Here is a 15,004-nt window from a genome sequence, read left to right on the forward strand (position 1 = left end):
CGGGTGTCAGCCCTGCAACACCTCGGCGACCGTGGTCACCCGGATCAACGGCCGGTACAGGTCCAGCACATGCAGCGCCTTGGCGTGCGAGTCGTCGTCCGCTCCCGCGCAGGCGTCGGCGGGGACCAGGACCTCGATACCGGCGTCGGCGGCCGCCAGGGCCGTGGAGAGGACGCAGCAGTCGGTGCTGACGCCGGTGAGGACCAGGCGGCCCTCGGTGGTGGCGTGCCGGGCGAGTTCGGGGGTCCACTTGCCGAAGGTGGGGGCGTCCAGTACGTGCCGGGCGTGGGGCGCGAACTCGTCCGTCAGTTCCCAGAGTTGGGCTGAGGGCGGTTGCAGGGCGAAGGGGTGGCGCTCGTAGTACGCCCGCCAGGCGCCTTCCGGTGTGCCCGGTGCCACGAAGCGGGTGAACGTGACCCGGTTTCCGAAGGCCGGCAGGAGGCGTCGTACGCCCGCGGCCGCTTCGGCGAATCGTGGGGTGGCCCATGGGCTGTCGGGGTCGGCGAAGACGCGTTGCATGTCGATGACGGTGAGCCACCCGGGTGTCATGGCGTCGCCCCTTCGGTTGCCGCGGGGCTGCGTGGGCTCGGTGCCTGCGCCTCCTGTGCGCGGACGCGTCCGCGCCGCAGCAGCAGGGTGCCGAGGAAGCCGAGCGCTAGGGCCGCCAGGACGCCGAGGTTGGCGTACGCCCAGGCGCCGGACCGGCCGCCCAGGCCCAGGGGGCCGAGGAGATAGCCCTGCCAGTCCAGCCAGTTCGCCGTCGAGTTGGTGACCAGGCCCCAGCCGAGCACGGTGGCCGTGAGGGTCAGGAGCAGCGGGGTGAGCGGGACGTCGCCGTAGCGGCCGGTCGGGCGGTAGAGGTCGGGCTCGTCGTAGTCGCGGCGGCGCAGTGCCACGTCGGCGAGCATGATGCCGCACCAGGCGGCGATGGGGACGCCGAGGGTGGTGAGGAAGCCCATGAACGGGCCGAGGAAGTCGTCGGCGACGAACACGATGTAGACGGAGCCCGCGATCATCAGGACGCCGTCGAGCAGCGCGGCCACGTAGCGGGGCACGCGCAGGCCCGCCGAGAGCAGGGCGAGACCGGAGGAGTAGATGTCGAGGACGGCGCCGCCGACGAGGCCGAGGACGGCGACGACGGCGAAGGGGACCAGGAACCAGGTCGGCAGGATCGTCGTCAGCGCGCCGATCGGGTCGGCGGCGACGGCCGTGTTGAGGTCGGTGGCGGAAGCGGCCAGCAGCAGGCCGAAGACCAGCAGGAGCAGCGGGGCCAGGGAGGCGCCGAACGTGGTCCAGGCGATCACGCCCCGGCCGGACGCGGTGCGCGGCAGGTAGCGGGAGTAGTCGGCGGCCGCGTTGACCCAGCCGAGGCCGAAGCCGGTCATCATGAAGACGAGCGCCCCGATGAACTCCTGTGCGGAGCCCGCCGGCACGGCGCTGACGGTGGACCAGTGGACGTGGTCGGCCACGAGGGCGACGTAGACGAGCGTGAGCGCGCCCGTGACCACGGTGATCACGGTCTGGAGCCGCATGATCAGGTCGAAGCCCATGACTCCGACGACGACGGTCAGCGCCCCGACCAGGACGAGCGCGACCACCTTGGTCCCGGTGCCGCCGCCCCAGCCGAGTCGCCCGAACACGGTCGCCGTGGCCATGGTGGCCAGGGCGCAGAGCACCGTCTCCCAGCCGACGGTGAGGACCCAGGAGATCACCGACGGCAGCCGGTTGCCGCGCACCCCGTACGCGGCGCGGCCGAGCACCATCGTCGGCGCCGAGCCCCGCTTTCCGGCCACCGCGACGCACCCGCACAGCAGGAACGAGAAGACGATGCCGAGGACGCCGGCGACGAGCGCCTGCCAGAAGGAGATCCCGAATCCGAGCGCGAAGGCTCCGTAACTCAGGCCCAGGATCGACACGTTGGCGCCGAACCAGGGCCAGAACAGGGTGCGCGCAGTGCCTTTGCGCTCGGTGTCGGCGATCACGTCGAGGCCATGGGTCTCGACCTGGAGCTTTCGGCCCGGGGGACGGTCGTCGCGTGGGTCCGGCGGTGTGATCATCCCGGCATCGTCGCACCGCTGGCCCGGCCGGGGAAGACGGAGGCCGCTCAGCCCAGCTTCTTCAGCAGTTCGACGGCGAGCGGGCCGGCGGAGGCGGGGTTCTGGCCGGTGACCAAGTTGCCGTCGACGACGATGCACGGCGCCCACGGCTCGCCCACCTGGACCTGCACGCCGGCTTCGGTGAGCCGGTCCTGCAGCAGCCACTTGGCCCGGTCGGCGAAGCCGGACTGGGTCTCCTCGGCGTTGGTGAACGCGGCCACCCTGGAGCCTGCGAAGGCGTTGGTGCCGTCGGCCCTGGTGGCGGCGAGCAGGGCCGCGGGGCCGTGGCAGACGACGCCCAGGAGCTTGCCGGCCTCCAGGGCCTCGGTCAGCAGCTTTCCGGAGTCGGCGTTGACGGCCAGGTCCTCCATCGGTCCGTGGCCGCCGGGGTAGAAGACGGCGGCGTAGTCGTCGAGGTCCACGTCCGCCAGGCGGACCGGCTGCCGCAGCTCGGTCATCGAATCGAGTACGGCGGCCACCCGGTCGGCGTTCTCCTGGCCGTCGTTGAACTCGGGCGCGAGGCTGCCCTGGTCGACGGGCGGTACGACGCCGCCCGGCGTGGCCACGACGACCTCGTGACCGGCGGCCTTGAACGCCTCGTAGGGGGCGACGGCCTCCTCGGCCCAGAAGCCGGTGGGGTGCTTGGTGCCGTCGGCCAGGGTCCAGTGGTCGGAGCCGGTCATCACGAACAGGATCTTCGACATGGGGTGCTCTTTCGGGAGGAGGGGTGGTGTTCCGACCGTACGCGCGTCCTGCCATTGGAATCCAATAGGCTCACACATATGAGACATAGGGATTCCAATGGGGAGCCGGCGGGAGGCGAGGCGGAGAGAGCCCGGCCGGGCGGTACGGCGCAGGTCGACCTGAATCTGCTGCGCACGTTCCTCGCCGTGTACCGCACGGGCTCCTTCACCGCCGCCGCGCGTCTGCTGGGTCTGTCCCAGCCTACGGTCACCACCCAGATCCGGGCGCTGGAGCGGCAGCTGGACCGCGAGCTGTTCCAGCGTCTGGCGCGCGGTGTCGCCCCGGTTCCCTACGCGGACGAGCTCGCCGCGAGGATCGTCGAGCCGCTGGACGCCCTCGCCGTCGTCACGGGGCGGCCGGGCGGCCCCGCCGAGGTCCACCCCGCGGAACCGGTGCATCTCGGCGGTCCGGCCGAGCTGCTCACCCACCGTGTCATGCCCGGCCTCGCTGCCCTGGTCGACCGGGGCGTACGGCTGCGCGTCACGCCCGGACTGACCGAGCCGCTGCTGGAGGAGCTGCGGGCGGGCCGTTACGACCTGGTGGTCGCCACCTACCGGCCGCGTGGCCGTGCCCTGGCCTCGGTGCCGCTGGCGGACGAGGAGTTCGTGCTGGTCGCGGCCCCCTCGTGGGCGGAGCGTGTCGGCGGGCCGGCGCGGATCGCCGCCGAGGGGGCCGCCGCGCTGCACGGCGTGCCGCTGGTCGCCTACGCCGAGGACGTGCCGATCGTGCGCCGTTACTGGCGTCATGTCTTCGGCAAGCGGCTGGTGTGCCACCCGGCGGTCACCATGCCCGACCTGAACGCGGTGAAGGCGGCGGTGGCGGGCGGTACGGGGTTCAGCGTGCTCCCCCGCTACCTGTGCGCCGCCGAGCTGGCCTCGGGCGCGCTGGTCCTGCTGCACGACCCGGACGATCCGCCCATCAACACCGCATTCCTCGTCCAGCGCCCGGGCTCGTCCGGGAACCCGCATGTCGCCCTGGTCCGGGACCACTTGCTGGAGGTCCTGCGCGACGGGTGAGGCACCAGGCACGCGCGTGGCCGCGTGGGGCATCCCGCGCGGCCGCACACGTCGGCTCAGAAGCCGCCCTTGCGGAACTCGGTGACCGAGGCGGTGGAGGTGGCGGTCACGTTGTAGCGGTCGGCGCCCGCCGAACGGATGCCCTTGTCGTGGTTGTACTGGAACTTGAGGACATAGGTGCCGGGGTCCAGCGTGATGCCGGCATTCAGCGTCACCAGGTAGTCCAGCTCGCCGCTGGTCCCCCCGGTGTGCACCGTCACCTTGTCGCCCAGGGAGGTCCAGGCGCCCGTGCTGGCGACGCCGCCGGTCTGGCTGATCTTGACGACCACCTTGAGGCTGCTGAGGGCCTTGGTGGACTTCACGGTGACGACGCTCTCGTCCCAGTAGCCGTTGTCATCCGCCGAGTTCACGCTGCCGTCGGACCAGAGGTACGGGGCCGACTGCTGGGGCGAGGAGTCCGTCGACCGCGGGGAGCCCTGCGTACCGCCGCTGTTCGAGCTCGTGCCGCCGCTCGTACCGGAACCCCCGGTGCCGGATCCGCCGCCGGAACCGCCGCCGCTCCCGGAGTCGCCGGGCGGGGGAAGGTAGACGACGTCGGGGCCCCCGTCGGAGTCCTTCTCGTCCGGCGCGGCCGACGACCGGGGCTTGGCGGCCGGGTCGGTGCCGGTCCGTTCCTTCGCCGTGTCCTTCTTCTCGGCGGCGGTGACCACCTGGTCCGCGTCGCCGCTGCTCCAGTCGATACGAGAGACCAAGACCTCAACGCCCTCGTCGCGGCAGTGCGCGAGGCGACGGAGCTCGTCGGCTGCGCCCCGCAGCCCAGCCCCTGGCTGCCCGCGCTCGACCAGCACGTGCTGATCGACGACCTCCCGCAACCCGAACCCGCCGAAGGCGCCCGGCTCGCCTCGGTGTCCTGGGCCCTGTCGGACCTGCCGGCCGCCCAGGCACAACTGCCGGTCCCGCTGGACCTCGACACCTTCGGGCACCTGTACGTCATCGGCATCCCGCGCTCCGGGCGGTCGCAGGTGCTGCGGACCATGGCCGGGGCGCTGGCCCGCGGCCACTCCGCCGCGGACGTGCACCTGTACGGCATCGACTTCGGGGGCGGCGCGCTCTCCGCCCTGGGCGTGCTGCCGCACTGCGGAGCCGTGGTGCCGCGCGGCGACACCGAGCAGTTGGAGCGGCTGTTCGCCCGGCTCGACGCGGAACTGGATCGCCGCCAGGAGCAGTTGACGCAGCATCACGCCGCGAACCTGACGGAGCTGCGCGAGATCGTCCCCGCGGCCTCCCGCCCGGCACACGTCCTGCTGCTCGTCGACGGCTGGGACGCGCTCGTCGACCTCATCGGTGAGCACAACGGCGGCCGGCAGATGGACCAGCTCACCCGCCTGCTGCGGGAGGGCGCCGCCTCGGGTCTCCATGTCGTGGCCACCTCGGAGCGCTCCCTGCTGGCCGGCCGGATCGCCTCGCTCAACGACAACAGGCTGGTGCTGCGGCTGAACGAACGCACCGACTACCACGCCGTGGGCAAGCGCTGGCAGGAACTGCCGGACGTCATCCGGCCCGGCCAGGGCTGGACCTCCGACGGCACCGAGATCCAGGTGGCGCTGCTCGGCCCCGGGGGATCCGGCCAGGAGCAGGCGGAGGCGCTGCGGGCGATCGGCGCCGAGGCCACCCTCCGCGACGCGGGACTGCCTGCCGCCCGTCGGCCCCTCCGCATCGGCTCGCTGCCCGCGAAGGTGGCCTTCACGGAGGCGTACGCGAAGGTGTCCGAGGAGTTCCGTCGGCCCATGTGGGCCCTGCTGGGGCTGGGCGGTGACGATGTCGCACCGGTGGGCGTGGACTTCGCGGACTCAGCGACGTTCGCGGTCGCCGGGACGCCCAGGTCCGGCCGTAGTACCACGCTGGCGAGCCTGGCGGTCTCCCTGCTCGCCTCCGGTACCCGGCTCGTCGTCCTCACCCCCCGCGATTCGCCGCTGCGCGCCCTGGACGGGCATCCGGGGGTACGGCAGCTCACGTCCCGGACGCCCACGGAGGCGGAGTTCACCGCCGCTCTGGGGACGGACGGCGAGCGCCGCGTGGTCGTCGTCGACGACGCCGATCTGCTGACCCTGCCGGACATCGACCAGGAACTGCGGGCCCTGGTCGAGTCCGGCAAGGAGCGGGGCATCGGAGTGGTCGCCGCGGCCACGGGCGACACCATGGCCGGAGCGATGGGTTGGCTGGGCGCCCTGAAGCGGCAGCGCAAGGGCGTCCTGCTGGATCCCCAGAGCCTGATGGAGGGCGACATCGTGGGCGTCCGTCTGACCCACGCCCAGCTGCGCAACCGCAGACCCGGCCGCGGTCTGACCGTCGACCCGAGCTCCGGGGAACTGATCAGCGTGCAGATCCCACGGACCGACCTGAGCTGACGGCGGGGGTCGCGGAGCCGGCCCCGGCGGCGCACTCCGTCAGCCACTGGTCGAAGTCGGCGTCGTAACGGGTGCCGATCTCGGAGGCGTAGACGGCGTGTCCGCCCGCGTAGTCACCGACGCGGAAGCGGGCCAGCATGCGGTGGATGTCGGCCGGATGCCGCTCGAACATGTAGCGGACGGCGAGGTAGCCCCACGGGTAGGTGCGGGTCACGTCGCTGTTGGCGTACGTGTTCTGGAAGAGCGTGCTCAGCCGGTACGTGTGCTTGCCCGCCTCCGTGACGGCCTGGTCGTAGGTGATGCCGCGGTAGCCGTAGGAGACGTACTCGGCCACGCCCTCGATCCACCAGACGTCCGGCACCGAGGTCTGCTGGGCGAAGTCGCCCTTCATGTCGTAGCGGGCGTCGAGGTAGTGCGCGTACTCGTGGTTGAGGTTCCAGATCCGGGCCGCGTGTCCGGTGTCCCGAGCCTTCTGGTACATGACCGAGAGAGGTTTGTTGGCGGGGTCCGACGGGTCGCCTATCAGCGTCATGCCGCCGTTGTCGGTGCTGATTCCGTAGATCGCGCCGGCGTAGGTCCGGTAGTCCGTGGCACTGGCGAAGACGGAGAGGTCGATGGTCGACAGGTACTGGCCGGGTATGGCTCCGTCGTCCTTGACCAGGTCGTGGACGTACGCGTCCTGGCCGAGCACACTCGCGCAGGCCGCGTCCAGGTCGGCCGCGGTGAGCGACTGGGCGCGGATGGTGTGGGTGGCGTCGCAGGGGTGGGTGATCGGCAGGGCGGCCCTGGTCAGCTGTCCGGGCAGGTCGCAGACGCCGTAGTACGAGCAGTTGGCGCGGTCGTAGTACTCGGCCTGTGTCGCCACCGCCACCCACAGTCCGGCCGTGGGCCCGGTGATCCGCGAGGCGTTCAGCAGCTGCCTGGCCGGCGGCCGGGCGGTGTCCCGCAGGGCCGGGTGTTCGACGTAACGGGCCAGGTTCATCCCGGCGTTGGACACCAGGTACGCCCGGTCGGTGGGCAGCAGGTCGAGGTGGTCGAGGGCGAACCGGCGGAGGGTGCGGACGAGGTACGGGTCCGCGGCGACGGCGTTCACGTAGGCCGGGTTCCAGTTGCCGCGCCAGAGCGGGGTGTAGACCGCGTTGACGGCCGCGAGCATGCTGGGGACGGCGTCGTAGGAGCTGTCGTACGCGCTCAACACCCGTCGGTAGACCCTGAGATAGCGGGCCTGCTGGTCGGCGCTGTCGGTGAGGACGACGACCTCGCCGAGCACGTCGCCGTTGGCCGCGGTGACGTCGCCGGAGGAGGAGCGGGCGAAGAACGCGTCCAGGCCCCGGGTGGTGGCGCGGGTCAGGCGAGTGCCGTAGGGGCCGGTGTCGGCGGGGTTGTTGAACTGGACGTAGTAGCCGGCGCGCAGGAAGAGGACGAGCTGCAGGATGCGGGCCGTGTTGTCGCCGCGGTACCGCTGTGCCGTGCGGGTGAACTCCTGTGCCACCGTGGCCATTTGGGACTCGCGGAAGACGGCTCGGGCGTCGGTTCCGGTCACCGCGAAGAGAGTGTTGACGCAGTCCGTGGTCGAGGCCTTGACGTAGGCCACGAGCGCGGCTCCGGTCCGGCTGCCGAAGTCGGCGGGACCGCACGCGGCCGCCGTCGGGACGGCCCGTGCGTCGGGGCGGGTGGGGCGGGGTGTGGGCGCCAGGGGCGGGAGGTGGGCCGGGGTGCGTGCCCGGTCCCGCAGAGGCGTGTGCGCGGTGGAGCCGCTCGGGGGCGGCGGGGGTGCTGTCCGTCGGTCGGCGGTGACGGGGGACGGGGCGGTGGCGTCCGGGGGTGCCGCGAGCGCGGGCGTCGACAGTAGGCCGGCGAGGGTGACGCATGCGGCGAACGCGGCGGCCAGGTATCGGGGCAGCACGAAGCGGTAGCGCATCTGGATTCCTCCACGGATGGATGCGCCTCGATACGGGTGCTGAGGCGTGTGTGGACTGTCTCAGCGCTTGAACGCCCCAACAATGCCGTGTGACATAGCACATTGCGCCGCTCGGCCATAACGCCCGGAGGCCCGGACCTGGAACGTGACCAGGCCCCGGTTACGCCCCGCTCACGTTCCAGGTCCGGGCCGCCCATGTCCTCAAGTGCGGTGACTGGGCGACGAGTTCGCGGTACGCGGCGGTGGCGGACTGCACCAGGGCGTCGGCCGTCGCCTCGGTGACGACGTCCCGCCGCCAGGCCAGCACATAGCGGCACCACAGCGGCGTCCCGATCAGCGGTTTGACGACGACCTGCGGGATGGGCCGGGTCGTGGCCTGGACGACGGCCACGCCGAGCCCGTCGGCGATCATTCCCTGCAACTCCTGCCGGTCGCCCAGGAATTCGTGCACCGCAGAGGGGGTGAAGCCGGCCGCCGCGCAGGCCGTGTGGAAGACGCCGGGCCATCCGGCCCCGTCGTCCGGCGTCAGGAACCAGGCCTCCTCGGCCAGCTCCGCGAGGCCGATCTGAGCGCGGTGCGCGAGGGGGTGGCGAGAGGGCAGCGCCACGAAGTTCGGCTCGGTGACGATCCCGCGATGGGCCACCGCGTCCGAGTGCTCCAGCTCCCTGCCGGGGTAGTCCGCGGCGATGGCCGCGTCCACCGAGCCCTCCTCCAGCAGTTCGACGATCCGTGAGGAGGCGTACACGCTGCTCACCGCGAGCGAGACGTCCGGCAGCCGGGCCCGCAGCCCGGTCATCATGCCCACGAGCATCGGCGAGTTCGTCGCCGCCACCCGGAGGGTGCGCCGCTCCGACGTCGCGCCGGGGGCCGGGCGGCGTCCGATCGCGGCGGCACGGGCCAGGACGTCACGGGCCTGGGCGACCACCTCCACGCCGTACGACGTGGGCCGCACCCCGGTCGGCCCGCGCTCGAACAGCGGCTGGCCGAAGTGCCCCTCGATGCGCCGGAGTTGAGTGCTCACGGCGGGCTGCGAGTACCCGAGGTCCGCCGCGGCCCGGCCCACGCTCCCCGCGTCGGCGACCGCGCACAGCACCCGCAGATGGCGCAGCTCCAGCTCCACCGCTCACTCCCCCGTTCCACACGTCAGACAAATGACGTCAATACCGTACATCCGACCCCACGTGTGACCCCCCTGTGAAGGCCCGTCGGACCGCATGGTTAGCATATGAGCGCCACCTAGCTCGAAAGATAGGCCCGTGACTGTCAACGACGACTCGTTCACCAACTGGAAGATCCGCGAGGAGATCGCGGAGTCGATGATCCCGCTCATCGGGAAGCTGCACCGGGAGCGGGACGTCACCGTCCTCCTCCACAGCCGCTCCTTGGTGAACAAGTCGGTGGTCAGCATCCTGAAGACGCACCGGTTCGCCCGGCAGATCGCCGGTGAGGAGCTCTCGGTCACCGAGACGCTGCCGTTCCTCCAGGCGCTCACCGCGCTGGACCTCGGCCCGTCGCAGATCGACATCGGCATGCTGGCCGCGACGTACAAGAGCGACGACCGCGGTCTGTCCGTGGAGGCGTTCACCGCCGAGGCGGTCGCCGAGGCCACCGGCGCGAACAAGATCGAGGGCGGCGAGGGACGCGACGTCGTCCTCTACGGCTTCGGCCGCATCGGCCGTCTCGTGGCCCGGCTGCTGATCGAGAAGTCCGGCTCGGGCAACGGCCTGCGGCTGCGTGCCATCGTCGTCCGCGGCGGCGGCGACCAGGACATCGTCAAGCGCGCCTCGCTGCTGCGCCGCGACTCGATCCACGGCCAGTTCCAGGGCACGATCACGGTCGACGAGGCCAACAGCACGATCAACGCCAACGGCAACGCGATCAAGGTGATCTACGCCAACGACCCCTCCGAGGTCGACTACACGGCGTACGGCATCAAGAACGCCATCCTGATCGACAACACCGGCAAGTGGCGCGACCGCGAGGGCCTGTCCACGCACCTGCGCCCCGGCATCGACAAGGTCGTCCTGACCGCGCCGGGCAAGGGCGACGTCCCGAACATCGTGCACGGCGTCAACCACGACACCCTCAAGCCGGACGAGCAGATCCTGTCCTGCGCGTCCTGCACCACGAACGCCATAGTGCCGCCGCTGAAGGCGATGGAGGACGAGTACGGCGTCCTGCGCGGCCACGTGGAGACCGTCCACTCGTTCACCAACGACCAGAACCTGCTGGACAACTACCACAAGTCCGAGCGCCGCGGCCGGAGCGCGCCGCTGAACATGGTCATCACCGAGACCGGCGCCGCCTCGGCCGTCGCCAAGGCGCTGCCGGACCTCAAGGCCCGGATCACCGGCAGCTCGATCCGCGTCCCGGTCCCGGACGTCTCCATCGCGATCCTCAACCTCCAGCTGGCCCGCGAGACCACCCGCGAGGAGGTCCTCGACCACCTGCGCGACGTGTCGCTGACCTCGCCGCTGCGCCGCCAGATCGACTTCATCACGGCGCCCGACGCGGTCTCCAGCGACTTCATCGGCTCGCGTCACGCCTCGATCGTGGACGCCGGCGCGCTGAAGGTGGAGGGCGACAACGCGATCCTCTACCTCTGGTACGACAACGAGTTCGGCTACTCCTGCCAGGTCATCCGCGTCGTCCAGCACGTCTCCGGGGTGGAGTACCCGACCTTCCCGGCACCGGCGGTCTGATCCCGCCCGGCCAACGCCGACCCGTCTGCCGGCAATGCGGTGCCGACAGCCGGGTCGGCGTTCGGTCTGTCACGCGGGGACGCCGAGCGGCGGGTGCTCCAGCACGCGGGGCTTGTACTCGACCAGCTGGATGCGGCCGTCGAAGGTGCGGTGCTCGATCATCTCGAGGGCCACGTCCGGATAGCCGTCGTAGATGCGTTCCTCGCCCGTGGCCCCGGTGATCACCGGGAACATCACGACCCGGAAGCGGTCGACGAGTCCGGCACGCAGCAGGGACCGGCACAGACTGAGGCTGCCGATCGTGCTGAGGAGCCCCGAGCCGCTCGACTTCATGGCGCGGACCGCCTCGACGGCGTCGTCACGGACGAGCGTGGAGTTGGCCCACTTCAGTGGCTCCTCGAGGGAGGAGGAGAACACCACCTTGGACGCCTGCGTGAGCTCGTCGACGGACGCCTCTTCTTCGGGCCTGAACTCGTCCTGGCCCTTCGGGACCTCGCCTGCGGCGAAGCCCGACATCAGGCGGTAGGTGTTCGACCCCATCAGGTAGGTGACCTCGGGCTGCTCCCCGAGCCATGCGAGGTACTCCGGGCCCTCCAGGCCCCAGAACCCGGGCCATCCCTCTCCCGACGCGCAGCCGTCGAGGGAGGTGATGAAGTCGACGAGAAGCTCCGACATGGCGGTGTCCTTTCGTAGGGTGTCACGAGCTAGGACCGGCCCGGAGCCACAAACTCATCGGCCGGGCACTGCGGACGTGCCGCTGCGGCATGGCCCCTTCGGCATCAGGTTCTCAGTGACCGCGGAACGCCTCCTCCAGCCACCAGGATCCGTGATCCGGTACCAGGCGGGACCCCGGTCGTCGTAGCGGCTGATCTCCTCCAGTTCGAAGACGGCGCTCTGCCCGAACCGGGTCGAAAGCTGGATCACCGGTGTCGAGGACGACAGGGGCGAGGTCAGGTCGACGACTTCGATCGATCCACCTCGCAACGCGGACACCAGCGCGGCAAGGACGGACGGCTCGGACATGGATGCCTCCTCGAACGGACCGTGTCCGGACTGACAGCATCTCAGTCCTGCCTCCCACCTCTTGACGCGTCAATGACAACAATGGCTTCATGTTCCATGGGAGCGCTCCCACCCCCCGTGGAGCGCGCCGACGGATGCGCCAGGGAAGGGACCATGGAAGGGAACACCGCGCGCGGCACCCGCCACTTACCCTCGCGGATCATTCCGCTGCTCGCCCTGCTGGCCGCCTTCCTGACGCCCGTCGGCCTGTCGCTCGCGCCCCGCGCGGCAGCGGCTGCCGCTGCGACGGCGTCGGCCGCCCCCGTCCGCGTCATGCCGCTGGGCGACTCGATCACCGGCTCGCCCGGCTGCTGGCGGGCGCTGCTCTGGAACCGGCTCCAGAGCGCCGGGCACACGGACGTCGACTTCGTCGGCACCCTCAGCCACCAGGGCTGCGCGCAGGCGCACGACGGTGACAACGAGGGCCACGGCGGCGAGTTGGTGACCAATGCGGCCGACCAGAACCTGCTTCCGGGCCGGCTGGCCGCCACCCTCCCGGATATCGTTGTCATGCACTTCGGCACGAACGACGTGTGGAGCGGCATCTCCCCCGACCGCATCCTCGCCGCCTACACCAAGCTCGTGGAGCAGATGCGGACGAGCAACCCGGACATGAAGGTCCTGGTCGCGCAGCTCATCCCCATGAACCCGAGCCAGTGCGCGGCCTGCGCCCAGCGGGTCGTCGACTTCAACGCGCGGATCCCGGACTGGGCCGGGGCCACGAGCACCGCCCGTTCCCCGGTCACCGTGGTCGACCAGTGGACGGGTTTCGACACGGCCGCCGACACCTACGACGGGGTGCATCCGAGCGCCTCGGGCGACGAGAAGATCGCCGCCCGGTGGTATCCGGCACTGGCCGCGCTGCTCGACGCGGACCCGGGGGATCCCGGCGACCCCGGCGACCCCGGCGACCCGGGTGACCCGCCCGCCTGCACCGCGTCCTTCCGTGCCGTGTCCTCCTGGCAGGGCGGCTACCAGGGCGAGGTGACGGTGACCAACACGTCCGCCGCTTCCGTCCCGGGCTGGACCGCGACGGTCGTACCGGCGGACGGGGCCCGCCTCACCCAGGTCTGGAACGGCACCCTCGGCACCGGCGCCGACGGCACCGTGAGCGTCGCCAACGCGGCGTGGAACGGCACGTTGGCACCCGGCGCGAGCGCGAGCTTCGGATTCGTCGCCAGTACCCCGGCAACGGCCGGCGCCCCGACGGCGACTGTCACCTGCACGGCGCGCACCGCGTCCTCCTGACGCACCGTCATCCCCTCTCACCCCACGGAGCCGCCATGAGATCCCGCACCGGCATCACCCCACGAACCGCCCCTCGGTCCGCCCGACGGATGGCCGCGGTCGTGGCCGCCGTCCTGGGCCTGCTCGTCCCCCTGCTCTCCTTCGCCACGCCCGCCCAGGCAGCGGCGACCGGCCTGCACATCCAGAACGGGCGCCTGCTGGAGGCGTCCGGGAACGACTTCGTGATGCGGGGCGTCAACCACGCCCACACCTGGTACCCGGGCGAGACCCAGTCGCTGGCCGACGTCAAGGCGCTGGGCGCCAACACCGTCCGCGTGGTGCTCTCCGACGGCCACCGCTGGGCCAGGAACAGCCCCGAGGACGTGGCCGCCGTCATCGCGCAGTGCAAGGCCAACCGGCTGATCTGTGTGCTGGAGGTGCACGACACCACCGGCTACGGGGAGGAGGCCGCGGCCGGGACGCTCGACCACGCGGCCGACTACTGGATCAGCCTGAAGGACGTGCTCGCCGGTGAAGAGGACTACGTCATCGTCAACATCGGCAACGAGCCCTGGGGCAACACCAACCCGGCCGGCTGGACCGAGCCCACGATCGCGGCGGTGAAGAAGCTGCGCGCCGCCGGGTTCGCCCACACGATCATGGTGGACGCGCCCAACTGGGGCCAGGACTGGCAGGGCGTCATGCGCGCCAACGCCCAGACCGTGTACGACGCCGACCCCACCGGCAACCTGATCTTCTCGATCCACATGTACAGCGTCTACGACACCGCGCAGGAGATCACGGACTATCTGAACGCCTTCGTCAACGCCCGACTGCCGCTCCTCATCGGCGAGTTCGGCGGCCCTGGCGACCAGTACGGCGACCCGGACGAGGACACCATGATGGCCGCCGCCCAGCAGCTCCGGCTCGGTTACCTGGCCTGGTCCTGGAGCGGCAACACCGACCCGGTCCTCGACCTGTCGATCGGCTTCGACCCGACGCGGCTCAGCTCCTGGGGCCAGCGCATCTTCCACGGCGCGAACGGCATCGCCGCCACGTCCGAGGAGGCCGACGTCTACTCCTCCTCCGGCGGCGACACCACTGCCCCGACCGCGCCCGGGACGCCGACGGCCTCCGCCGTGACGTCCTCGTCCGTCACCCTGGACTGGGCCGCCGCCACCGACGCGAACGGCGTCACCGGCTACGACGTCGTCCGCGTCGCCGGCACGACCGAGACCGCGGCCACCACGACGACCCGCACCTCGGCCACCGTGACCGGCCTCGCCCCGGAGACCTCGTACACCTTCGCCGTCTACGCGCGCGACGCCGCCGGCAACCGCTCCCAGCGCTCCGGCACGGTGGCGGTGACCACGTCGTCCGGTGGGTCGTCGGCTTCGTGCGCGGTGGCGTACCGGGTCTCGAACGAGTGGCCCGGCGGCTTCCAGGGCGAGGTCGTCATCCGTAACACCGGCGACTCGGCGATCAACAGCTGGACGCTGCGCTGGACCTTCCCGGACAGTCAGCGCGTCAGCAACCTGTGGGGCGGCACCGCGACGCAGAGCGGCGCCGACGTGAGCGTCGCCTCCGCGTCGTACACGGCGACGATCGCCCCGGCGGGGTCGGTCACCCTGGGCTTCACGGCCACGAAGGGCAGCACGAACCCGAGCCCCGCGGCCTTCACGCTCAACGAGTCGGCCTGCTCGGCGGCCTGACGTACACCCAGCCCTCCTCGGCGTCCTGGCAGGTCAGGGCACCGAGGAGGGCGCGCTTGCGCGCACAGGACCGTGACAGGAACCACACAGACCCCGTGTACGAGGCAAGGAGAAGC

General features: G+C 71.3%; 12 protein-coding genes and 1 pseudogene. 5 read left to right on the top strand and 8 right to left on the bottom strand.

What is annotated here, in order from left to right; all coding sequences use genetic code 11:
* Window positions 1–6 precede the first annotated feature (6 nt).
* The 3 genes from AQJ67_RS06985 to AQJ67_RS06995 are packed head-to-tail and all read right to left on the bottom strand — an operon-like array spanning window position 7 to window position 2,800.
* Complete coding sequence (locus AQJ67_RS06985; RefSeq protein WP_062717163.1) at window positions 7–549, bottom strand: cysteine hydrolase family protein; 543 nt, start codon at window positions 547–549, stop codon at window positions 7–9.
* A complete protein-coding gene (locus tag AQJ67_RS06990) occupies window positions 546–2,057 on the bottom strand; it encodes a purine-cytosine permease family protein (RefSeq protein ID WP_062717164.1) in 1,512 nt (503 codons plus the stop codon). Before AQJ67_RS06990 ends, AQJ67_RS06985 begins: the two co-directional genes overlap by 4 nt.
* A 47-nt stretch (window positions 2,058–2,104) precedes the next feature.
* Window positions 2,105–2,800, bottom strand: coding sequence for a type 1 glutamine amidotransferase domain-containing protein (locus tag AQJ67_RS06995; protein WP_062717165.1), 696 nt, complete (start codon window positions 2,798–2,800; stop codon window positions 2,105–2,107).
* A 78-nt stretch (window positions 2,801–2,878) separates the two neighbouring features.
* Here AQJ67_RS06995 and AQJ67_RS07000 point away from each other — a divergent pair, with 78 nt between their 5' ends.
* A complete protein-coding gene (locus tag AQJ67_RS07000) occupies window positions 2,879–3,856 on the top strand; it encodes a LysR family transcriptional regulator (protein WP_062717166.1) in 978 nt (325 codons plus the stop codon).
* A 56-nt stretch (window positions 3,857–3,912) separates the two neighbouring features.
* Here AQJ67_RS07000 and AQJ67_RS49045 read toward each other — a convergent pair whose 3' ends face one another.
* A complete protein-coding gene (locus tag AQJ67_RS49045) occupies window positions 3,913–4,608 on the bottom strand; it encodes a hypothetical protein (protein WP_062717167.1) in 696 nt (231 codons plus the stop codon).
* Window positions 4,609–4,632: 24 nt separating this feature from the next.
* On the opposite strand from AQJ67_RS49045, the gene AQJ67_RS07010 reads away from it, so the two are divergent.
* On the top strand, window positions 4,633–6,264 hold the full coding sequence (locus AQJ67_RS07010; RefSeq protein WP_062717168.1) for an FtsK/SpoIIIE domain-containing protein: 1,632 nt from the start codon (window positions 4,633–4,635) through the stop codon (window positions 6,262–6,264).
* On the opposite strand, the gene AQJ67_RS07015 is transcribed toward AQJ67_RS07010, so the two are convergent.
* A complete protein-coding gene (locus AQJ67_RS07015) occupies window positions 6,230–8,185 on the bottom strand; it encodes a collagenase (protein ID WP_062717169.1) in 1,956 nt (651 codons plus the stop codon). The genes AQJ67_RS07010 and AQJ67_RS07015 overlap by 35 nt on opposite strands.
* A 160-nt stretch (window positions 8,186–8,345) precedes the next feature.
* On the bottom strand, window positions 8,346–9,305 hold the full coding sequence (locus tag AQJ67_RS07020; protein WP_062717170.1) for a LysR family transcriptional regulator: 960 nt from the start codon (window positions 9,303–9,305) through the stop codon (window positions 8,346–8,348).
* 136 nt (window positions 9,306–9,441) lie between these two features.
* Between AQJ67_RS07020 and AQJ67_RS07025 the strand changes: the two genes are divergently transcribed.
* Complete coding sequence (locus AQJ67_RS07025) at window positions 9,442–10,887, top strand: glyceraldehyde-3-phosphate dehydrogenase (RefSeq protein WP_062717171.1); 1,446 nt, start codon at window positions 9,442–9,444, stop codon at window positions 10,885–10,887.
* 69 nt (window positions 10,888–10,956) lie between these two features.
* On the opposite strand, the gene AQJ67_RS07030 is transcribed toward AQJ67_RS07025, so the two are convergent.
* Window positions 10,957–11,562 (bottom strand): dihydrofolate reductase family protein, encoded by a 606-nt coding sequence (locus AQJ67_RS07030; RefSeq protein ID WP_062717172.1) that lies wholly within the window; start codon window positions 11,560–11,562, stop codon window positions 10,957–10,959.
* Window positions 11,563–11,721: 159 nt separating this feature from the next.
* Window positions 11,722–11,910, bottom strand: a pseudogene (locus tag AQJ67_RS44810) (cyclase family protein); the annotation flags it as partial.
* A 153-nt stretch (window positions 11,911–12,063) separates the two neighbouring features.
* Here AQJ67_RS44810 and AQJ67_RS07040 point away from each other — a divergent pair.
* Entirely contained in the window at window positions 12,064–13,197 is a 1,134-nt protein-coding gene (locus tag AQJ67_RS07040; protein ID WP_062717174.1) for a GDSL-type esterase/lipase family protein, read from the top strand.
* Between the two features lie 35 nt (window positions 13,198–13,232).
* A complete protein-coding gene (locus AQJ67_RS07045) occupies window positions 13,233–14,888 on the top strand; it encodes a cellulase family glycosylhydrolase (RefSeq protein ID WP_062717175.1) in 1,656 nt (551 codons plus the stop codon).
* The last annotated feature ends 116 nt before the right edge of the window (window positions 14,889–15,004 follow it).

The sequence above is a fragment of the Streptomyces caeruleatus genome, from assembly GCF_001514235.1.
Lineage (GTDB): Bacteria > Actinomycetota > Actinomycetes > Streptomycetales > Streptomycetaceae > Streptomyces > Streptomyces caeruleatus.

Excerpts from the sequence above, each read along its gene's own strand:
- AQJ67_RS06985 (WP_062717163.1), bottom strand. The coding sequence starts at position 549 with ATGACACCCGGGTGGCTCACCGTCATCGACATGCAACGCGTCTTCGCC.
- AQJ67_RS06990 (WP_062717164.1), bottom strand. The coding sequence starts at position 2,057 with ATGATCACACCGCCGGACCCACGCGACGACCGTCCCCCGGGCCGAAAG.
- AQJ67_RS06995 (WP_062717165.1), bottom strand. The coding sequence starts at position 2,800 with ATGTCGAAGATCCTGTTCGTGATGACCGGCTCCGACCACTGGACCCTG.
- AQJ67_RS07000 (WP_062717166.1), top strand. The coding sequence starts at position 2,879 with ATGAGACATAGGGATTCCAATGGGGAGCCGGCGGGAGGCGAGGCGGAG.
- AQJ67_RS07015 (WP_062717169.1), bottom strand. The coding sequence starts at position 8,185 with ATGCGCTACCGCTTCGTGCTGCCCCGATACCTGGCCGCCGCGTTCGCC.
- AQJ67_RS07030 (WP_062717172.1), bottom strand. The coding sequence starts at position 11,562 with ATGTCGGAGCTTCTCGTCGACTTCATCACCTCCCTCGACGGCTGCGCG.
- AQJ67_RS07040 (WP_062717174.1), top strand. The coding sequence starts at position 12,064 with ATGGAAGGGAACACCGCGCGCGGCACCCGCCACTTACCCTCGCGGATC.
- AQJ67_RS07045 (WP_062717175.1), top strand. The coding sequence starts at position 13,233 with ATGAGATCCCGCACCGGCATCACCCCACGAACCGCCCCTCGGTCCGCC.